This is a genomic window from Kribbella sp. NPDC003557, assembly GCF_040610805.1.
Taxonomy (GTDB): Bacteria; Actinomycetota; Actinomycetes; order Propionibacteriales; family Kribbellaceae; genus Kribbella.
Genome location: NZ_JBEXMY010000003.1, coordinates 536,498 through 555,937, shown reverse-complemented (window position 1 = coordinate 555,937; position 19,440 = coordinate 536,498). Strand labels below are relative to the sequence as shown.

Sequence of the window (19,440 nt, the reverse complement as noted above, 5' to 3'; positions counted from 1 at the left end):
AGGCGCTGAACCGCCCGCCGGGCCTCACCCACGCGAGGGAACCGCCCCGGACCCCGAAGGCCTGCCGGTCAGCTCCCGGTCGAGTCGCGGACCACGAGCTCCGGCGCGAAGCTGATCTCGCGGTGCGGCGTGGCCGCGTCGTCCACCCGCTCGAACAGCAGCTCGGCGGCCGACGTCCCGATCTGGTACGCCGGCTGCCGCACGGTCGTCAGCGGGACGACGGCCAGCTCCGCGTCGGTGATGTCGTCGTACCCGACGATCGCGACGTCGCCGGGCACGGACCGGCCGGATCGGATCAGCTGGTTGACGATCGCGATCGCGATCAGGTCGTTGCCGCACAGCACGGCCGTCGGCCGCGGCCGCATCGCCAGGATCTCGCCGGCCAGCTCGCTGCGCTCCCGCGGACTGCGCCCGGCCGCGTCGACCCGGTGCAGCTCCGCGTCGCCGGCGCCGTACTCCCGCAGGGCCGCGAGGGCGCCCTGGTACCGGGCCTGCATGACGAGCTCGCCGCCCGGGCCGCCGGCGTACAGCACCTGGCGGTGGCCGAGGCCGAGGACGTGCCGCATCGCGAGTTCACCGCCGAGCCGGTGGTCGAAGGTGACCCGGGACGTGCTCAGCGCCATGCCTTCGCCGCCGACCACCACGATCGGCGTCCCGACCGACTCCAGGTCGCCGAGGTCCGGCGGCATCGACGCGGTGGCCGAGATGACCAGCCCGCCGACCCGCATCTCCGCGAGCCGCCGGATGTAGAGCGACTGCCGCTCCGGATCGCCCGCGGTGTCGCAGTAGACCAGGACGTCACCGCGCTCGCGGGCGCGGTCCTCGACACCGCGGGCGATCTCGGTGAAGAACGGGTTGCCCGCGTCCGGGACCAGCAGGCCGACGGTGTGCGTGCGGTTGCCGCGCAGCGTCCGGACGGCGCGGTTCGGGACGAACCGGGTGACCTCGATCGCCCGCTCGATCCTGGCCCGGGTGTCCGGCGAGACCGTCCGGGTCCCGTTCAGGTAGTTCGACACGGTGCCGAGCGAGACGCCGGCCAGGGCCGCCACGTCCTTGATCGTCACGCTTCTCGCCACTGCATCCCCGACCGTCCGACGGCAACCCGCCGCCATCCTAGCGACCGAACACCTCCCGGATCATCTCCAGGAAGGCGTAGCGGTGCTGGGTGTCCGGCAGCAGCGCGGACCCCTCGGTCCACTCGTTCCACGCGTTCACGGTCACGATCGGGTGCGCCGGCCGATGCCGCTCGAGGAACGCCTTCGCCTCCAGCAGTCCCGCCCGGAACTCCTCCGGGCTCTGGTCCCACACAGGCGTCCACGGATACCCGCCGCGCCCGAACGGCGCTGACTGGTCGGTCCGCGGCGACGCGTCCCAGCCGACGGTCACGTTCGGGTAGAACGGTACGTCGAGCTTCGCGGCGTACCGCTCGTACTCGGCGAAGGCCGACTCCCGTAGCGGCCCGGCGTCGGCGACAGGGAAGTCGAAGTCGCGCGCGTCCGCGTGATGCACCCAGACGTACGACGTGGCGGACGCGAACCCGAGGTCACGCACCAACTGCTGCGGGGCGTCCACCGTCACCGCCTCCGGCAGCACGGCGATGCCCCAGACCACCGCGTCGAAGTGCACGCCCGGATGCCCGGCGCGCCGGGCCTCCTCGTCGAACCACCGCAACGCGTCGGCGGCCGCCGCGACGCCGCCGAGACCGGTGATCAGATTGCCGAGCTCGTAGACCGAGAACCACGGCCGGCCGTCGATCCTGAGGTAGTTCGGCCGGGAGAAGTAGTTGTCGATCACGTGCCGGCCGAGCTTCTCGAAGGCCGCGCGGTCGATGGCGCCCTGCTTGAGCTTGCGCGGCGTGCCGTCCGCGGGGTCGCAGTGCGGGAAGATGTCGAGCAGTTCGTGGTTCGCCCACATCAGCGCGAACTGCACGTCGTCGCTGTTCGCCGCCGACAGCAGTCCCTCGTCGAGCGCCGCCTGCAGGTACGGGCCGTCGTCGTACCAGTAGTAGTCGACCAGGAAGCCGTCGACGCCGTACTCCTTGGCGAGGCCGATCTGCGCCTCCGCGCCCTCGGGCGTGGCCTCGTCGACGTAGCCCTCGAGCGGGACCCGGGGCTGCCGGTGACCGTCGAACCGGGGCGTCGCGTCGCGCAGCAGCTGCCACTCGGTCCAGTCCGCGCCGAACCAGTGCGCGTTCCGGCGGTCGCGGTGCCACCCGGGGAAGTAGTAGGCGAGGACCTTCGGGCGTTCCATCGATCACGCTCCCAGTGCTTGAAATATTTCAAACCCTGAGCCTAGGTGTGCGCTTCGAGCGCTGTCCAGGACAAGTGTCCGGGATCGGACAGGCGCGCCTGCGAGGCCTTGACGGCCTGATCGGCCGTCCCTACAGTCCGAGTGTTGAAACATTTCAACATCCTCGGTTCACCACCCTCTCGATCGTCAAGGACCTCAACCCCGGCCTCAGCTACCCGTACTTCGCCACCTGGTCCGACGGGATGAAGGCCGCCGCGAAGTACTACGGGGTCGAGCTCGACCAGGCCGACCTGAACTTCAAGTACGACACCCAGCTCGACCAGTACAAGCAGCTGGCCGTGAAGATGCCCGACGTCGTCGGCTCGCAGCCGATGAACGACGCGACCTACAACCAGGCCCGCCAGGACGGCGTGAAGCTGGTGATGATCGACGGCGCCTTCAAGGACGTGCCGCACTTCGGGGTCGACGACCAGCAGGTCGGCACGCTCGCGATCGACACGATGGCCGCGGCCGCGAAGGCGAAGGCGGCCGGCGCCTGGAAGGGCAGGAAGGTCGTGGTCGCCGGGCTGACCTCGGCGAACTGCGGTCCGTGCGACGCCCGGGTGAAGGCCGCGTTCGCGCGGGCGGAGAGCGCGCTGGGCATCCCGGCGGCGAACACCACGATGCTCACCCCGCAGGGGCAGGACCCGACGACGTCGGCCGGATCCACCTTCAACGACTTCCTCACCGCGCACCCCGACGACGCCGTCCTGGTCGTCTCGTACGGCGACGAGCCGGTGATCGGCGCGGTCAACGCGGCCAAGGCGGCCAACCGGGACGGCGACATCCTTGCTGTCAGCAACGGTGGCGACAGTGCCGCCCGGCTGGCGCTGCGGGACCGCAGCAACGCGGGCATCCTGGTCGCCGCGATCGACTACCAGCCGTACGCGGAGGGCTGGAACTGGGTCGAGGCCGCGATCGCGACGGCGATGGGCAAGCCGTTCGAGACGTTCCGGGTCGACCGGGTGCTGACGGCGGCGAACGTCGACCAGTTCTACCCGGAGGACAGCAAGCGATGACGGATGCTCTCGGAGTCCTCGATCCCCGGCGGCTGCTGCGCACCGCGCCCGGCGCCGGCGACCGGGCCGGCCGGCGGCGGTTGTCGGACCGGGTGCTCGACCTCGGGATCTACGTCGCGCTGGTCGTGCTCGTCGTCTACTTCGCGCAGGCCTCGCCGTACTTCCTGACCCAGCGGAACCTGCTGAACGTCGGCGCCGCGGTCGCGGTCACCGGCGTCCTCGCGGCCGGGATGACGATCGCGCTGATCGCCGGGCAGCTCGACCTGACCGTCGGTGCGAACATCGCGCTGACGAGCGTCGTCGTGTCGCAGGCGGTCGAGAGCTTGGGCTGGAGTACGTCGGCCGCGGTGCTGCTCGGCCTGCTGGTCGGTGTCGGGATCGGGATCGCCAACACCGTGCTGGTGGTCGGTGCCGGGATCAACTCGATCATCGCCACGCTGGCGCTCGGGATCGTGATCCGCGGTGTCGCGCTGATCAGCACCGGCGGTCAGACGAAGCCGCTGACCGACCTGACGCTGCCGGACGCGCTGCAGTTGCGACCGCTCGGCGTGCCCACGACGGTGTGGATCCTGGCCTGCGTGTACCTCGCCTGCTGGGTGGTGCTCACCTTCACCCGGGTGGGGTGGCACATCTACGGCGTGGGCGGGAACGCGAGCGCCGCCCTGCGCGCGGGGATCCGGACGGAGTGGCTGTACGCCGGGGTGTTCGTGACGACGGGTGTGCTGGCCGCGGTCGGCGGGATCATCACCACCGGCACGTCGAGCAGCGGCGGGCCGAACTACGCGAACGGCGCGGAGTTCGACGTACTGACCGCCGTGTTGCTCGGCGGTATCGGGCTGGCCGGCGGGTCGGGGCGGATCCAGCGCACCCTCGCCGGCGTCCTGGTGATCGGCGTACTGAACAACGGGCTGACCTTGTTGTCGGTCAGCTCCTACTACCAGCAACTCGCCCGGGGCGCGGTCTTCGTGCTGGCCGTCGTCCTCGGTGCGATCGGCGAACGGCGGAGGGCCCGATGACCGCACCTGTCCTGGCTGCCGATGGTGTCGGCAAACTGTTCGGCCATGTCCGGGCGTTGCAGGACGTGTCGTTCGACCTGCAACCCGGGGAAGTGCTCGCGGTGGTCGGCGACAACGGCGCCGGTAAGAGCACTCTGATCAAGATCCTCTCCGGGGTCTACGACCTGACCGAAGGGCAGTTGCTGGTCCGCGGCGAGCCGGTGTCGTTCGGCAAGCCCGCCGACGCGGCGGCGGCCGGGATCGCGACCGTGTACCAGGACCTCGCGCTGGTCGACACGCGGGACGTTGCCCAGAACCTGTTCCTGGGCCGGGAGTTCCGGCGCGGCCCGTTCGTCGACCGGCGCCGGATCTACCGGGAGGCGGAGCGGCTCCTGTCCGGGCTGACCATCCAGCTTCCGTCCGTGCGGGTGCCTGTGTACCTGCTGTCCGGCGGGCAGCGGCAGGCGGTCGCGATCGCGCGCGTGCTGACCGGCGGCGCCGACGTCGTGATCATGGACGAGCCGACGGCGGCACTCGGCGTCCAGGAGTCCGAGCGAGTGCGGCGCCTGGTGCGTGACCTGCGGGACGCCGGCAAGGCCGTCGTACTCATCAGCCACAACCTCCAGCAGGTCTGGCAGACCGCCGACCGGATCCTCGTCATGCACCTCGGCCGAGTCGCCGGCATCCGCCGCCGCGAGACCAGCACGGTCGACGAGATCGTGAAGCTGATCGTGTACGGCACTGCCGACGAAGCCGCCGCTCTGGAAGGGAACTGACATGCGCTCGAACCTCTTGCGGGTGTTGGCTGTGCTCGTGACCCTCTCGATGGGTGCCTTCGGCATCGTCCCGGGCGCGGCGGCCGCGGCGGCGTACACCGTGGAGACGTGGCGGTCGTTGGAGATCCCGTTGACGGCCGAGGCGGCGTACGCCGATCCCTTCAACGATGTGCAGGTGACCGCGACGTTCCGTGGTCCGCAGGGCAGGGTCGTCAGCAGGCCGGCGTTCTGGGACGGTGGGGCGACCTGGAAGGTCCGGTTCGCGCCGCCGGCCGCCGGGGCGTGGACGATGACCACGACCTCGAACGACGGTGGACTCGACGGCGTCGTCGCGACGATCCAGGCAGTTGCTTACAAGGGCAACCTCGACATCTACCGGCACGGCTTCCTCAAGCCGAGCGCAGACGGCCACTATCTGCAGCACGCCGACGGTACGCCGTTCTTCTACCTCGGCGACACGCACTGGATCCTGCCGCACGAGCGCGACGCGCAGTTCAGGTACACCGTGGACAAGCGCGTCGACCAGGGCTTCACGGTCTTCCAGTCCGAGCCGATCTGGCAGCCGCACGGCGGCACGCACGACCGGCCGGACGAGCAGCCGCAGGCGGACCTCACCAACGGCCTGACCGGCGACGACCTGGCTGGCTTCGCGCAGCTGGACCAGAAGTTCGCCTACATCGCCGACGCCGGTCTCGTGCACGCGAACGCGATGATCTCCTGGGCCGCCCAGCCGCACGACAACCCGGCCGTCATGACACCGGCGTACATGGCCGCGGTCGCCCGCTACTGGGACGCGCGGTACGGCGCGTACCCGGTGATCTGGACCGTCGCGCAGGAGATCGACAACGACTTCTACGGTGTGTACGCCGGTGCCGCGATGGCGCCGTGGACCGCGGCGATCGAAGCGCTCGACGCGGCCGACGCGTACGGCCAGCCGCTGATGCCGCACCAGGAGAACACCGACCAGACCAGCGTGGCGAACTCGCGGTTCGCGTCCGAGCCCTGGCACGACGGATTCGCCGCGCAGTTGCAGTACACCGACGGCTGGAACCTCGGGAAGGTCGCGGAGTACTGGGGCTCGGGCAAGCCGAGCGTCGCCTACGAGACGCCGTACGAGGACTTCTGGACCGACGGCAGACACGCGTTGAGCGCCCTGTACAAGGCGTATCTGCTCGGACTCCGCGGCTACGGGTACGGCGTTTCAGGCGTCTGGAACGACGTGTACTCCGCGCCGGGCGAGCCGATCGACGCCGGGACCGACTACGAACTGCCGGCCCGCTACCAGTGGTGGTACACCGGCGCGAACCGCGAGACCGCCAACCAGCTGACGTACGGCGTGCGGTTCTTCCGCGGCCGGGACTGGTGGAAGCTGACGCCGCACTTCGGCGACGCCGCGTGGTCGGACTTCGGGTCGGGCGGCGACAACCTGCTCGCGAGCGACGGCAACAAGTCGTACGTCGCGCTCTTCACCAGCTCGGGTACGACGACCGGCACGATCCGCCAACTGGACCCGGACCACTACTACTCGGCCGCCTGGTTCAACCCGCGCACCGGCCGATCGACCCCGCTGGGCAAGGTCGAGGCCCCCGCCGGCAGTTGGACCGCCCCGGCCCGCCCGACAGCCGAGGACTGGGTCCTGACGGTCACCCGCGCCGCCCCCATCGCGAACGCCCCGCGCCAACCCATCGCCGACCCGGCCGGCGGGGCTTACGAAGGCACCGCAGCCGTAAGCCTTCGTACGGCGACCCCGAACGCCGACATCCGCTACTCCACCGATGGCAGCACCCCCACTGCGCCCTACACCAAGCCACTCCAGCTCGCCGACCCGATGAACGTCACCGTCCGCGCGGTCGCGACCCGCGCCGGACAGACCAGCACGACGATGACGGCGACCTACCGTCAGTCCCTGCCGGACCTGACCCCGGCGGCGACTCTCGCGACCGAGGTAGCCGACCGTGACCGAAGCACCGGCTGGACCGGGACCGTGCTGGAGGCAACCTTCCGGGGCGAGACGGCGGTGGACACGCTGATCCTGACCGGGGCCGGGCAGGCGTCGTACCGGGTCGAGTACTGGGACGGGCAGGCGTGGCAGACCGCGGCGTCTGGCTCCGGCGCGATCGGCGGGGCGGGTGAAGGGACGGTGCTGACGTTCCCGCGGATCTCGATGACCAAGCTGCGGTTCGTCGCGTCGGAGGCGGTGACGGTCAGCGAGGCGGGGATCTACCGGCATCCGTTGATCGACGCGCCCGATCTGACCGCCGGCGGTAGCTACTCGGCCAGCTCCAGCTGGGACGGGCAGCAGGTCGCGGCGCGGGCCTTTGACGACGACCAGGCGACCAACTGGCAGGCGTGTGACGGCTGCTGGGCGGGGCAGTGGCTGGCGGTGGACTTCGGCCGCGGTACGACGTTCAACACGGTCGCCGTGTCCGAGTATGCGAACCGCACCACGGCGTACCGGATCGAGTACTGGGACGGCAGCGCCTGGCAGACCGCGTACTCGGGCACCGGCGGTTTCGGGCAGCAGGGGGAGACCACGACCCTGACCTTCCCGGACGTCACTGGGAGCAGGGCGCGGATCCTGTACCTGAGCGGGAACGGGAACGCGCCGATCGTCTACGAGCTGTCCGTCTACCGGCGCTGACAGGCCGAAGCCCCCGGAATCTCGGCGGATTCCGGGGGCTTCGTCGTGCGTCAGGCCGGGCGGCGGCGGATCTTGTTGCCGAGCCAGACCAGCGGGTCGTACTTGCGGTCGGCGACGCGCTCCTTCATCGGGATCAGCGCGTTGTCGGTGATCTTGATGTGCTCCGGGCACACCTCGGTGCAGCACTTGGTGATGTTGCAGAAGCCCAGGCCGTGCTGCTCCTGGGCGGCAACCTGCCGGTCGGCGGCGTCGAGCGGGTGCATGTCCAGCTCGGCGACGCGCATCAGGAACCGCGGACCGGAGAACGACTCCTTGTTCTCCTCGTGGTCACGGATCACGTGGCAGGTGTCCTGGCACAGGAAGCACTCGATGCACTTGCGGAACTCCTGCGACCGCTCGACATCGACCTGCTGCATCCGGTACTCACCCGGCTTGAGGTCCGCCGGCGGCTTGAAGGCCGGCACCTCGCGGGCCTTCTGGTAGTTGTACGACACGTCGGTGACCAGGTCGCGGATCACCGGGAAGGTGCGCATCGGCGTGACCGTGACGACCTCGTCCTCGGCGAACGTGTTCATCCGGCACATGCACATCAGCTTCGGCATGCCGTTGATCTCGGCGCTGCACGAGCCGCACTTGCCGGCCTTGCAGTTCCACCGGACCGCCATGTCGGGGGTCTGGGTGGCCTGCAGCCGGTGGATGACGTCGAGGACGACCTCGCCCTCGTTCACCTCGACCTCGTAGTCCTTGAGCTCGCCGCCCTCGGAGTCCCCGCGCCACACGCGAAACTTGCCTTTGTAGCTCATGCGGTCGGCAGCTCCTCATCCGTCAGGTACTTCTTCAGCTCGTCGATCTCGAACAGCTCCAGCAGGTCCTCGCGCATCGGGATCTGCTGCTCCTCGGAGACGTTCACGACCCCGTCGGCGTCGAGCGCGCAGACCAGCAGCTTCTTGCGCCACTCGGCCGACATCCCCGGGTAGTCGTCGCGGGTGTGCCCACCGCGCGACTCCTGCCGCATCAGCGCCGCCCCGGCCACACACTCCGACACGGTCAGCATGTTGCGCAGGTCGAGCGCGAGGTGCCAGCCCGGGTTGAACTGCCGGTGACCCTCCACCGTCATCTTCGCGATCCGGCTGCGGAACTCGGACAGGCGGCCGAGCGCCTGCTCCATCTCCTCTTCCTTGCGGATGATGCCGACCAGGTCGTTCATCGCCTGCTGCAGTTCCTGGTGGATCGTGTACGGGTTCTCGCCGCCCTCGAGCTCGAACGGCGCGAGCGCGTCGGCCGCGGCGGCGTCGACGTCGGCCTCGTCGATCGTCGGCCGCGCCTGCAGTTGGTCGACGTACGTCGCCGCACCCATGCCCGCGCGCCGCCCGAAGACGAGCAGGTCGGACAGCGAGTTGCCGCCGAGCCGGTTGGAGCCGTGCATCCCGCCGGCCACCTCGCCCGCGGCGAACAGGCCGGGGACGACCGACGACGCGGTGTCCGGGTCGACCTCGACGCCGCCCATCACGTAGTGACAGGTCGGGCCGACCTCCATCGGCTCCGCGGTGATGTCGACGTCGGCCAGCTCCTTGAACTGGTGGTGCATCGACGGCAGGCGCCGGGTGATCTCCTCGGCCGGGAGCCGGGACGACACGTCCAGGAACACGCCGCCGTGCGGCGTACCGCGGCCGGCCTTGACCTCGGAGTTGATCGCGCGGGCGACCTCGTCACGCGGCAGCAGTTCCGGTGGCCGCCGGTTGTTGTCCGGGTCCTTGTACCAGCGGTCCGCCTCGTCCTCGGTCTCGGCGTACTGCGCCCGGAACACGTCCGGCACGTACTCGAACATGAACCGCTTGCCCTCGGAGTTCTTCAGCACACCGCCGTCACCGCGGACCGACTCGGTGACCAGGATGCCCTTCACCGACGGCGGCCAGACCATGCCGGTCGGGTGGAACTGGATGAACTCCATGTTGATCAGCGTCGCGCCGGCCCGCATCGCGAGCGCGTGCCCGTCACCGGTGTACTCCCAGGAGTTCGAGGTGACCTTGAAGGACTTGCCGACGCCGCCGGTGGCCAGCACGACGGCCGGCGCCTCGAAGAGCACGAAGCGCCCCGACTCCCGCCAGTACCCGAAGGCACCCGAGATCGCGTCGCCGTCCTTCAGCAGCTCGGTGATCGTGCACTCGGCGTACACCTTGAGGTTCGCCTCGTAGTCGCCGGTCTTCTCGAAGTCCTCCTGCTGCAGCGAGACGATCTTCTGCTGCAGGGTGCGGATCAGCTCCAGGCCGGTGCGGTCGCCGACGTGCGCGAGCCGCGGGTAGGTGTGGCCGCCGAAGTTGCGCTGGCTGATCCGGCCGTCGGGTGTGCGGTCGAACAGCGCGCCGTAGGTCTCCAGCTCCCATACCCGGTCGGGGGCCTCCTGCGCGTGCAGTTCGGCCATCCGCCAGTTGTTCAGGAACTTCCCGCCGCGCATCGTGTCGCGGTAGTGGACCTGCCAGTTGTCGTTGGAGTTCGCGTTGCCCATCGCGGCCGCACAGCCGCCCTCGGCCATCACGGTGTGCGCCTTGCCGAACAAGGACTTGCAGATGATCGCGGTCTTCTTGCCCTGCTCGCGGGCCTCGATCGCCGCCCGCAGGCCGGCGCCGCCGGCCCCGATCACGACGACGTCGTAGGAGTGTCGTTCCAGCTCAGTCATGTCTAAGGAAATCCCAAATCAAGAGATAGAGCTCAGTTGATGATGCGCAGGTCGGAGAACCAGCCGGCGGACAGCGCCATGATGTAGAAGTCGGTCAGGATCACGGTGAACAGCGACGTCATCGCGAAGGTGCCGTGCCTCGGGTTCAGCTTGGACACGAAGGTCCAGTACCGGTAGCGCATCGGGTGCTTGGAGAAGTTCTTCAGCCGGCCGCCGACGATGTGCCGGCAGGCGTGGCAGGACAGCGTGTACAGCCACAGCATCACCAGGTTGATCCAGATGATCACGGTGCCGAGGCCGATGCCGAAGCCGCCGTCCTTGCCGTGGAAGGCCAGGATGCCGTCGTAGACGTTCAGCAGGCCGAAGACCAGCGCGCCGTAGAAGAAGTAGCGGTGCAGGTTCAGCGCGACCAGCGGGAACTTCCGCTCACCGGTGTAGGTCTTGTGCGGCTCCGGGACGGCGCAGGCGGCCGGCGCGAAGAACAGCGACCGGTAGCCGGCCTTGCGGTAGTAGTAGCAGGTGCCGCGGAAGCCGGCCAGGATCACGAACGTGATCAGGCTGAACGGTATGAAGCGCGGGAAGTCGCCGAACCAGGTGCCGAGGTGGCTGGACCCCTCGACGCAGCTGCTGGTCACACACGGCGAGTACAGCGGCGTGAGGTAGTGGTACGCGTCGACCCAGTACCACTTGTTCATGAAGATCCGGATCGTCGCGTAGACGATGAAGAACAGCAGGATCACGCCGATCCGCAGCGGCGCGAGCCACCAGCGATCCGTTCGTGCGGTCTTGAGGCCGATCTGCGCGCGTCCTGGCGCGCTCACTCCGGTAGCCATCAGGGCGCGTGCCTGTCAGGCGCGCCGAAGCCTTCGTGTTCCGCGTCGGTCCACATGGACGCGTCATACTCCACGTCGGGAATCTCCTCGAGTTCCTCCGGAACTGGTCCGGGCCTGTGCCTGGGGTCGGGCGGGCCCAGCTCCGCGAGGTCGTCGCTCAACCGGGCCACATCGGACACCAGGCGGCGGATGCCGAGGGTGTCACCGTACTCCTGGCTGAGTTTCCCGACGGCAGCGTGTAACCCTTCGAGCGCGCGGACGACCGCGGCGATGTTGCCTGGGCTGTTGTTGCCCTCACCCATGCCGACTCCAGTAATGGTTTTGTAGCTGTCAGTATGGGCACACTTTGCCCCTGCCGAGCGTCCAACGGAAGACCCCTCGGCACGGCGTGTTTCCAGTAAGGCTTACCTCAGTTGCGAGGGTGCCGACGGGTGGAGTAATGGGGCGAATCCGGCGCGCAGGACCACGAGATTCGCCGGCGGCGTGAGGGTCTCGACCTCGCGCAGACCGGCCGGGCGCAGCGGTTCGCCGTACCCCTCCCAGGACCAGGGCAGCACCCGCTGACCGAGTACCAGTGCGGGTGAACCGTCGAACCGGACCATGGCACCGTCCGGCAGTTCGGAAAGGTCCTGGGTGGTCGTCCGTTGCCGCCGGGTCCGCGGTTCGACCCGCTGACTGTGCAGCACCGCGTCCATCTCGGCGGCCCGACGGCGTTCACCGTGACCCTGCGCCCACGCGCCGGCGTACAGCAAGAAGTCCCTGCGCCGGCAGTAGGCACAGGGCCGGTGGCCGGCGGCGAGGGCGACCGCCTCGTCGAAGAAGAACAGTGCGGTCCACCGGCCGGGCGGCATCGGATCGCGCGTGCGGCCTTGGAAGTCAAGGACACAGGAGATCCACGCCTTCGATCGCCAGCGTGTCGTGCCCAGCCGGCGGTCCGGGCCGTGCAGGCAGCCGCGGTTGCCCATCAGGAGACCGCGGCCCGGATCCGTGACGATGTCCTGCGTGGGGAGAACCCTGTTCTGCAACGGCACGGCAGCATCATGTCTGAATGCGGATCGTGGTGGGTGTTGCGGTGGTACGGGACGACCGGGTGCTGGCGGCGTACCGGCCGGGGCCGGACGGCGGCTGGGAGTTCCCGGGCGGCAAGGTCGAGCCGGGAGAGACCGACGAGGAGGCAGCGGTCCGGGAGATCCGCGAGGAACTGGACCTGGAGATCAAGGTCGGCGAGTCGCTCGGGCCTGGCGTCGACATCTCCGCGGCGTACCGCCTGCACGTGTACCTGGCGACCGTGGTCGCCGGCGACCCGGTCCTGCGCGAGCACTCGGACCTGCGGTGGTTCGCCCGGGACGAGCTGGACGAAAGTGACTGGCTGGTACCGGACCGCCCGTTCGTCCGCGCGCTACAGATCCGGCTTTGAGTGGCGGAAGTCACACCGGTCACGATTCGGTGACTAGCTTCGGCTGCCCATGGCGTCCACACTGCGAGATACGTAGGGTTCCCGGGAACCCGGCCAGCCGGGCCGGAGAGTCCGGGGTGCATCACCAGAAGGACGGGTGACGGGCGATGACGCTGGGGGTATCGGAGACGCAGTCCCCTGATGAGGGACTGCCGGCAGATGCTCTGGTCGAGACTGCCGAGGCGAAGGAGATCGAGGGCCGCTCACTGGGCCAGATCGCCTGGGCGCGGCTGCGACGGGACAAGGTCGCGATCATCAGTGCGGTAGTGATTCTGCTGATCGTCGCCGTGGCGATCTTCGCGCCGCTGATCGTGAAGCTGAACGGGTTCCCACCCGATCAGTTCAACAAGCTGAACGCCAACGGGGACCCGTTGCTGAACACACGCGACGGCGGTATCCCGATCGGCGGCCTCTGGGGCAGTGGTACGAGCTCGGAGCACTGGCTCGGCGTCGAACCGCAGAACGGCCGGGACATCTTCTCCCGGCTGGTCTACGGGACCCGGGTCTCGCTGCTCGTGGCGCTCGGCGGCACCATCATCGCGGTCGTGCTCGGCACGGTGATCGGGATGGTGTCGGGCTACTTCGGCGGCTGGATCGACACGCTGCTCAGCCGGCTGATGGACATCATGCTGAGCTTCCCGTCGCTGCTGTTCGTGATGGCGCTGACACCGGTGGTCGCGTCCCGGGCCCAGGACCTGTTCGGCACGCCGGACAACAACACCCTCCGGATGGGGGTGCTGATGTTCGTCCTCGGCTTCTTCGGCTGGGCCTATCTGGCCCGGATCGTGCGCGGCCAGACGCTGTCGCTGCGAGAACGGGAGTTCGTCGAGGCGGCCCGTTCGCTCGGCGCCGGGTCGAACTACGTGATCTTCCGGCAGGTCCTGCCGAACCTGCTGCCGACGCTGCTCGTCTACACGACGCTGCTGCTGCCGACGAACATCACCGCCGAGGCGGCACTGTCCTTCCTGGGTGTCGGCATCAAGGAGCCGACCGCGTCGTGGGGCCGGATGATCGCCGACGCGTCGGCCTGGATCGAGAGCAACCCGTTGTACCTGTTCTTCCCGGGGATGGCGCTGTTCATCACCGTGCTGGCCTTCAACCTGCTCGGCGACTCGGTCCGGGACGCCCTTGACCCGCGTGCCGGAAGGAGCTGACCGGTGGGCCGTTACATCATCCGCCGCCTGATCCAGGCGGTGTTCGTGCTGGTCGTCATCAGTGCGATCACGTTCTTCCTGTTCTGGGCCACACCGGCCAACCCCGCGCTGCTGATCTGCGGCAAGAACTGCAACGCGGAGACGGTCGCCCAGGTCAACGCGACGTACGGCTTCGACAAGCCGCTGATCGTCCAGTACGGCGAGTACATGCAGGGCCTGGTGAGCCCGGGCGGCCGCACGATCGGCTCCGAGGGCAACGAGCGCGAGTGCCCGTGGCCGTGCTTCGGTGAGTCGTACCAGAACGGCATCCCGGTCTGGAACTCGATCAAGGACGCGTTCCCGTCGACCCTGTGGCTGGCCGTGGGAGCCGCGATCCTCTGGCTGGTGGCCGGCGTCCTGCTCGGACTGATAGCGGCGCTGCGCAAGGGCAAGTTCATCGACAAGTTCAGCGTCGGCCTGGCGTTGTTCGGGGTGTCGTTCCCGACGATCGTCTTCGGCTACCTGCTGCTGTTCCTGTTCATCGTCAAGCTGGAATGGATCCCGTTCCCGGACACCGCGAACGCCGCCTTGTTCAGCGTCGGTCCGGTGAAGTGGGTGCAGTTCTACATCCTGCCCTGGATGACGCTCGCGCTGGTCTACGCGGCCCTGTACACCCGGCTGACCAGGGCGAACATGATCGACACCATGAACGAGGACTACATCCGCACCGCCCGGGCGAAGGGCCTGGACGAGAGGACCGTGGTCTTCAAGCACGGGCTGCGGTCCGCGCTGACCCCGATCGTGACCATCTTCGGCCTGGACGTCGGCGGCCTGCTCGGCGGCGCGGTGATCACCGAGCAGATCTTCAGCATCACCGGGCTCGGCAAGTTCTCGATCGACTCGGTGCTCAGCAACGACCTGCCCGCGATCATGGGCGTGGTGCTGTTCGCGGCGATCTTCGTGGTGCTCGCGAACATCGTCGTCGACGTCCTGTACGCCTTTATCGACCCGCGCGTGCGGCTGGCCTGAGGAAGGTGGCGTGGTGACCGAATCCGTGACCAGTACGACGCCGGCACAACCCCGCGCGGGGAAGCCGTTCCTGGAGGTCAACGACCTGCAGGTGCACTTCCCGACCGACGACGGCCTGGTGAAGGCCGTCAACGGGCTGAGCTTCACCCTGGAGCGCGGCAAGACGCTCGGCATCGTCGGCGAGTCCGGCTCCGGCAAGAGTGTGTCCAGCCTGGCGATCATGGGCCTGCACAAGGGCAGCCGGGCCAAGGTGACCGGTGAGATCTGGCTGGACGGCGCGGAGCTCGTCGGGATGTCCGTGGCCGAGATGCGGTCCCTGCGCGGCCGGCAGGTCGCGATGATCTTCCAGGACCCGCTGTCGGCGATGCACCCGTTCTACCGGGTCGGCGACCAGTTGACCGAGGCCTACCTGGTGCACAACGACGCACCGAAGGCGGTGGCCAAGAAGCGCGCGATCGACCTGCTCGACCGGGTCGGCATCCCGTCGCCGGACAAGCGGTTCTACGACTACCCGCACCAGTTCTCCGGCGGTATGCGGCAGCGCGCGATGATCGCGATGGCGCTGATGTGCGACCCGGCGCTGCTGATCGCGGACGAGCCGACCACCGCGCTCGACGTCACCGTCCAGGCCCAGATCCTCGACCTGATGCAGGATCTGCAGAAGGAGTTCAACTCCGCGATCATCCTGATCACCCACGACCTCGGTGTGGTGGCCAAGATGACCGAGAACGTGGTCGTGATGTACGGCGGCCGGGTGGTCGAGACCGGCCCCGTCCGCGACATCTTCTACCGGCCGGAGATGCCCTACACCTGGGGTCTGCTCGGCTCGATCCCGCGGGTGAACCGCTCCGGCGACGGACGGCTGAAGTCGATCCGCGGGACCCCGCCGTCGCTGATCAACCTGCCCAAGGGATGCCCGTTCCAGCCGCGCTGCGACTACCAGAGTCACGTCGAGGACGCGGACTGCTCCACCGAACTGCCGGAGCTGTTGCAGATCGGCCAGGAGCCGCACCTGGTGCGGTGCCACATCCACTCCGAGCAGCGCCGCAAGCTGTTCGCCGAGCAGATCAAGCCGAGCCTGTGACGCCCGAGGAGCGCTGGTGAGTACGACGACACCTGCCGAGCAGACGGCCGGCAAACCATCCGCACGCGGCGAGCTGCTGCTCGAGACCCGCGGGCTGCAACGCTATTTCCCGGTCACCCGGGGGATCATCTTCCAGAAGCAGACCGGCGCGGTGAAGGCGGTCGACGGTATCGACCTCAGCATCCACGCCGGCGAGACGCTCGGCGTGGTCGGTGAGTCCGGCTGCGGGAAGACCACCACGGGCCGGCTGGTGACGCGGCTGGACGAGCCGACCGGCGGGTCGATCTCCTTCCTGGGCTCGGATGTCACGCACCTGAGCCGGATGAAGATGCGGCCGTTCCGGCGCGACATCCAGATGATCTTCCAGGACCCGTTCTCGTCGCTGAACCCGCGGCAGACGGTCGGCACGATCATCTCGGCGCCGTTCGACATCCAGGGCGCCAAGCCCGAGGGCGGCACCAAGAAGGCCGTCCAGGCGCTGATGGAGACGGTCGGGCTGAACCCCGAGCACTACAACCGCTACCCGCACGAGTTCTCCGGCGGCCAGCGGCAGCGGATCGGCGTCGCCCGGGCGCTCGCGCTGCGCCCCAAGCTGATCGTCTGCGACGAGCCGGTGTCCGCGCTCGACGTGTCGATCCAGGCCCAGATCGTGAACCTGCTGGAGGACCTGCAGGACGAGTTCGGCCTGGCCTATCTGTTCATCGCCCACGACCTGTCGGTGATCCGGCACATCTCCGACCGGGTCGCGGTGATGTACCTCGGCAAGGTGGTCGAGATCGCCGACCGCGACGAGCTCTACAACCATGCCCGGCACCCGTACACGCACGCGTTGCTGTCTGCGGTCCCGGAGGCCGATCCGGACGCCGAGGAGCGGCGCGAGCGGATCCGGCTGACCGGTGATGTGCCGAGCCCACTGAACCCGCCCTCGGGGTGCCGCTTCCGCACCAGGTGCTGGAAGGCGCAGGAGATCTGCGCCGCGGAGGAACCGCCGCTGATCCAGATCGGCGCCCCGAGCCATCAAGCGGCGTGCCACTTCCCGGAGGAACGGGACGTGGTCTGACGACTACACAGAGCGTTGGTCGGGTGTAGCAAAGGCATTGAAGGGGTCACGATCTGGTCAAGCGGGCGAAACCGCATTGCGCGGTTTGTGAACACGTGAGTTGATGACCGCCACATGACGTAGATCTCTTTCTTCATGCCGCCGCGACCCGGCGACAAGTGTCAACACAAGGAAGGAAAACACTGGCCATGGATCACCTCAAACGAACCGGAGTGGCAATCGCCGTGGGGTTCGGTCTGAGCCTGACCGCGGTTGCCTGCGGCGGGGGGAACGACAACGAAACGCCGGGGGCGCAGTCATCGGCCGGTGCCAAGGGGGGCACCGTCACCGTGTACCACGTCAACGACGTGGAGCACCTCGACCCGGCGCGGAACTTCGTCACCGACTCCGGCATGATCGGCAAGCTGATCACCCGGACCCTGACGGACTACCGGTACGACGCCAAGGCGAAGAAGATCATCCTCGAGAAGGACCTCGCCGAGAGCTACGAGTCCAGCCCTGACTTCAAGACCTGGACCTTCAAGCTGAAGGACGGCATCAAGTACGAGGACGGCACGCCGATCGTTGCCGCCGACATCAAGTACAACGCCGAGCGGTCGTTCGCCGCGGACATGGCCGAGGGTGCGCCGTACGCGCACGAGTACCTCGACTGCAAGGGCTACAAGGGCCCGTACGTGGCCGGCAACAACGGCGGCAAGGGCTGCACCGCGATCGAGGTCCCGGACGAGAAGACGATCGTCTTCAAGCTGAACCGCCCGGTCGCCTCCTTCGACGGCACGGCGAGCATGAAGGTGTTCTCGCCGGTCCCGAAGGCCAAGGACACCAAGACGCAGTACGACAACCACCCGGTGTCGAGCGGCCCGTACAAGATCGAGTCGTACACCCGGAAGAAGCAGCTCGTGCTGGTCCGCAACGACCAGTGGGACCAGAAGACCGACCCGCTGCGCGACGCGCGGCCGGACAAGTTCATCTTCAAGTTCGGTGACGCCGAGGCCACCGTCGACCAGCGCCTGATCGCGAACGGCGCCGCCGACCAGAACTCGCTGAGCTTCGCCGGTGTGCAGCCGGAGAACATCGCCAAGACGAACCAGGCCAACGTCAAGGACCGCGTCGTCGAGGGCACCGACATCTGCCGCCGCTACATCGCGTTCAACCAGCAGAAGCCGCTGCTGAAGAACCAGAAGCTGCGCGAGGCCCTGTACTACGGCCTGGACCGGACCAGCTACCGTGACGGCCGTGGTGGCGAGCGCCTGGCCAAGGTGGTCGACTCGATCATTCCGCAGGACATGGAGGGCTACAAGCCGGAGGAGAACTTCAAGGCTCCGGACCAGGGTGACCCGGCCAAGGCCAAGCAGCTGCTGACCGAGGCGGGCTACAAGGGCGAGAAGCTCGTCCTGGGCACCGCGGACTCCGGTCTGGCCGTGAAGGCCGCCGAGGCCGCGCAGGCGTCCTGGAAGGCCGTCGGGATCAACGTCGAGATCCAGAAGATCCCCGGCGACAACTACTACTCGACCCAGCAGCAGGACTCCGCGGCGACCGACCTGATCACCGCCGGCTGGTGCTACGACTGGGCGAGCCTGACGACGATCGTGCCGTCGGTCTTCGGACCTGACACGACCGCCCCGGGCAAGGCGGCGCAGAACAACTACGCGCGCAGCCAGGCCGGCTGGGACAAGATGGCCGAGATCACGTCGCAGACCGACAAGCAGAAGATCGAGACCGGTCTGTCCGACCTGTACGTGGAGATCATGAAGACGGCGCCGCTGGTGCCGACGGTCCAGGACCTCAACGTGTACGTGGTGGGCTCGAACCTCGACAACGTCGTGGCCGACCCGAACACCGGTGGTATTCCTGACCTGACCCAGCTCGGTGTGAAGAAAGTGAGCTGACCTCCAGCTCGCTGAGCAACAGCATCACAGTGAAGGGCGGCGCCGTTCGGCGCCGCCCTTCCTGCTGTCCGGAACTACCCGGAACTGTCCGGAGCTGTCTGGAGCTGTCTGGAACTGTATGGGTCGTTTGTATGGGTTGTACCTGGTGACCGCTCGTGGCCGGAGACGAGAATCCTGTCCTGAACTCTTGGGGAGGAGTGCGGTATGTCGGTCTACCCGGCGGTTCCGGTGGTGCGCAGAGAGGACTTCGCGCCGGACGTCGCCTGTGAGGTGTACGAGCTCGGCTCGCGGCGGCGGGAGCCGGCCGCGGTCAAGGAGCTGACCAGCCGCCAGGTGACGATCGGCCGGATGATGGCGACCGGCGCCAAGGACGCCGCGATCGCCCACGAGCTGGGCCTGTCGCTGCGCACCATCCGGGCCGAGATCAGCGCGCTGATCGCCGGTCTCGGCGCCAGGTCGCGGTTCCAGGCCGGATGCCTGCTCGTCCGCCGCTTCGGCTGAGCGGTGTCGGGAGAATTCCTTATCCCGAACTGTCCACGGGCCGACGTAGGCTTTCGGC

Annotated in this window: 18 protein-coding genes; 11 read left to right on the top strand and 7 right to left on the bottom strand. The window is 68.3% G+C overall.

Features of this window, described 5'->3' with window-relative positions; all coding sequences use genetic code 11:
• Nucleotides 1-68: 68 nt before the first annotated feature.
• Both ABZW60_RS14525 and ABZW60_RS14520 read right to left on the bottom strand, forming a co-directional pair.
• Nucleotides 69-1,064 carry a LacI family DNA-binding transcriptional regulator gene (locus tag ABZW60_RS14525; RefSeq protein WP_355476835.1) on the bottom strand — a complete coding sequence of 332 codons (996 nt, stop codon included), beginning with the start codon at nt 1,062-1,064 and terminating at the stop codon, nt 69-71.
• Nucleotides 1,065-1,113: 49 nt separating this feature from the next.
• Nucleotides 1,114-2,250 (bottom strand): glycoside hydrolase family 99-like domain-containing protein, encoded by a 1,137-nt coding sequence (locus ABZW60_RS14520; protein WP_355476834.1) that lies wholly within the window; start codon nt 2,248-2,250, stop codon nt 1,114-1,116.
• 74 nt (nt 2,251-2,324) lie between these two features.
• Here ABZW60_RS14520 and ABZW60_RS14515 point away from each other — a divergent pair, with 74 nt between their 5' ends.
• Genes ABZW60_RS14515 through ABZW60_RS14500 form a run of 4 tightly spaced genes read left to right on the top strand, consistent with a single transcriptional unit; the run spans nt 2,325 to nt 7,720 of the window.
• Nucleotides 2,325-3,308 carry a sugar ABC transporter substrate-binding protein gene (locus tag ABZW60_RS14515; protein WP_355476832.1) on the top strand — a complete coding sequence of 328 codons (984 nt, stop codon included), beginning with the start codon at nt 2,325-2,327 and terminating at the stop codon, nt 3,306-3,308.
• Nucleotides 3,305-4,324: an ABC transporter permease gene (locus tag ABZW60_RS14510; protein WP_355476830.1), complete on the top strand. Its 1,020-nt coding sequence runs from the start codon at nt 3,305-3,307 to the stop codon at nt 4,322-4,324. The genes ABZW60_RS14515 and ABZW60_RS14510 overlap by 4 nt, the downstream gene beginning before the upstream one ends.
• Nucleotides 4,321-5,079: an ATP-binding cassette domain-containing protein gene (locus tag ABZW60_RS14505; RefSeq protein WP_355476828.1), complete on the top strand. Its 759-nt coding sequence runs from the start codon at nt 4,321-4,323 to the stop codon at nt 5,077-5,079. The genes ABZW60_RS14510 and ABZW60_RS14505 overlap by 4 nt, the downstream gene beginning before the upstream one ends.
• 1 nt (nt 5,080) lies before the next feature.
• Nucleotides 5,081-7,720, top strand: coding sequence for a DUF4038 domain-containing protein (locus ABZW60_RS14500; protein ID WP_355476826.1), 2,640 nt, complete (start codon nt 5,081-5,083; stop codon nt 7,718-7,720).
• Between the two features lie 50 nt (nt 7,721-7,770).
• Here the strand turns inward: ABZW60_RS14500 and ABZW60_RS14495 are convergent, their stop codons facing one another.
• The 5 genes from ABZW60_RS14495 to ABZW60_RS14475 form a co-directional block, all read right to left on the bottom strand.
• Entirely contained in the window at nt 7,771-8,523 is a 753-nt protein-coding gene (locus ABZW60_RS14495; protein ID WP_355476824.1) for a succinate dehydrogenase/fumarate reductase iron-sulfur subunit, read from the bottom strand.
• Nucleotides 8,520-10,397: a fumarate reductase/succinate dehydrogenase flavoprotein subunit gene (locus ABZW60_RS14490; protein ID WP_355476823.1), complete on the bottom strand. Its 1,878-nt coding sequence runs from the start codon at nt 10,395-10,397 to the stop codon at nt 8,520-8,522. The genes ABZW60_RS14495 and ABZW60_RS14490 overlap by 4 nt, the downstream gene beginning before the upstream one ends.
• A 32-nt stretch (nt 10,398-10,429) precedes the next feature.
• Nucleotides 10,430-11,230, bottom strand: coding sequence for a hypothetical protein (locus tag ABZW60_RS14485; protein WP_355476821.1), 801 nt, complete (start codon nt 11,228-11,230; stop codon nt 10,430-10,432).
• Nucleotides 11,230-11,532 (bottom strand): hypothetical protein, encoded by a 303-nt coding sequence (locus ABZW60_RS14480; protein WP_131285659.1) that lies wholly within the window; start codon nt 11,530-11,532, stop codon nt 11,230-11,232. The genes ABZW60_RS14485 and ABZW60_RS14480 overlap by 1 nt, the downstream gene beginning before the upstream one ends.
• Nucleotides 11,533-11,634: 102 nt before the next feature.
• Nucleotides 11,635-12,261 (bottom strand): hypothetical protein, encoded by a 627-nt coding sequence (locus tag ABZW60_RS14475; protein ID WP_355476820.1) that lies wholly within the window; start codon nt 12,259-12,261, stop codon nt 11,635-11,637.
• Nucleotides 12,262-12,278: 17 nt separating this feature from the next.
• Here ABZW60_RS14475 and ABZW60_RS14470 point away from each other — a divergent pair, with 17 nt between their 5' ends.
• From ABZW60_RS14470 to ABZW60_RS14440, 7 genes are all read left to right on the top strand, one after another.
• Nucleotides 12,279-12,647 carry a (deoxy)nucleoside triphosphate pyrophosphohydrolase gene (locus ABZW60_RS14470; RefSeq protein WP_355476819.1) on the top strand — a complete coding sequence of 123 codons (369 nt, stop codon included), beginning with the start codon at nt 12,279-12,281 and terminating at the stop codon, nt 12,645-12,647.
• Between the two features lie 146 nt (nt 12,648-12,793).
• Nucleotides 12,794-13,840 carry an ABC transporter permease gene (locus tag ABZW60_RS14465; RefSeq protein WP_355476817.1) on the top strand — a complete coding sequence of 349 codons (1,047 nt, stop codon included), beginning with the start codon at nt 12,794-12,796 and terminating at the stop codon, nt 13,838-13,840.
• A 3-nt stretch (nt 13,841-13,843) separates the two neighbouring features.
• The gene (locus ABZW60_RS14460; RefSeq protein WP_355476815.1) at nt 13,844-14,848 is read left to right on the top strand and encodes an ABC transporter permease; all 1,005 of its coding nucleotides are present in this window, start codon (nt 13,844-13,846) and stop codon (nt 14,846-14,848) included.
• A 13-nt stretch (nt 14,849-14,861) separates the two neighbouring features.
• Nucleotides 14,862-15,932 (top strand): ABC transporter ATP-binding protein, encoded by a 1,071-nt coding sequence (locus ABZW60_RS14455; protein WP_355476813.1) that lies wholly within the window; start codon nt 14,862-14,864, stop codon nt 15,930-15,932.
• A 16-nt stretch (nt 15,933-15,948) separates the two neighbouring features.
• Nucleotides 15,949-16,992, top strand: coding sequence for a dipeptide ABC transporter ATP-binding protein (locus tag ABZW60_RS14450; RefSeq protein WP_355476811.1), 1,044 nt, complete (start codon nt 15,949-15,951; stop codon nt 16,990-16,992).
• A gap of 212 nt (nt 16,993-17,204) precedes the next feature.
• Entirely contained in the window at nt 17,205-18,881 is a 1,677-nt protein-coding gene (locus ABZW60_RS14445; protein WP_355476810.1) for an ABC transporter substrate-binding protein, read from the top strand.
• Between the two features lie 204 nt (nt 18,882-19,085).
• Nucleotides 19,086-19,382, top strand: coding sequence for a LuxR C-terminal-related transcriptional regulator (locus tag ABZW60_RS14440; protein ID WP_355476808.1), 297 nt, complete (start codon nt 19,086-19,088; stop codon nt 19,380-19,382).
• Nucleotides 19,383-19,440 lie beyond the last annotated feature (58 nt).

Bases quoted from the DNA above. Each gene is read 5' to 3' on its own strand.
- ABZW60_RS14500 (WP_355476826.1), top strand. From the start codon at position 5,081: ATGCGCTCGAACCTCTTGCGGGTGTTGGCTGTGCTCGTGACCCTCTCG.
- ABZW60_RS14485 (WP_355476821.1), bottom strand. From the start codon at position 11,230: ATGGCTACCGGAGTGAGCGCGCCAGGACGCGCGCAGATCGGCCTCAAG.
- ABZW60_RS14440 (WP_355476808.1), top strand. From the start codon at position 19,086: ATGTCGGTCTACCCGGCGGTTCCGGTGGTGCGCAGAGAGGACTTCGCG.
- ABZW60_RS14495 (WP_355476824.1), bottom strand. From the start codon at position 8,523: ATGAGCTACAAAGGCAAGTTTCGCGTGTGGCGCGGGGACTCCGAGGGC.
- ABZW60_RS14505 (WP_355476828.1), top strand. From the start codon at position 4,321: ATGACCGCACCTGTCCTGGCTGCCGATGGTGTCGGCAAACTGTTCGGC.
- ABZW60_RS14490 (WP_355476823.1), bottom strand. From the start codon at position 10,397: ATGACTGAGCTGGAACGACACTCCTACGACGTCGTCGTGATCGGGGCC.
- ABZW60_RS14520 (WP_355476834.1), bottom strand. From the start codon at position 2,250: ATGGAACGCCCGAAGGTCCTCGCCTACTACTTCCCCGGGTGGCACCGC.
- ABZW60_RS14465 (WP_355476817.1), top strand. From the start codon at position 12,794: ATGACGCTGGGGGTATCGGAGACGCAGTCCCCTGATGAGGGACTGCCG.
- ABZW60_RS14510 (WP_355476830.1), top strand. From the start codon at position 3,305: ATGACGGATGCTCTCGGAGTCCTCGATCCCCGGCGGCTGCTGCGCACC.
- ABZW60_RS14480 (WP_131285659.1), bottom strand. From the start codon at position 11,532: ATGGGTGAGGGCAACAACAGCCCAGGCAACATCGCCGCGGTCGTCCGC.
- ABZW60_RS14470 (WP_355476819.1), top strand. From the start codon at position 12,279: ATGCGGATCGTGGTGGGTGTTGCGGTGGTACGGGACGACCGGGTGCTG.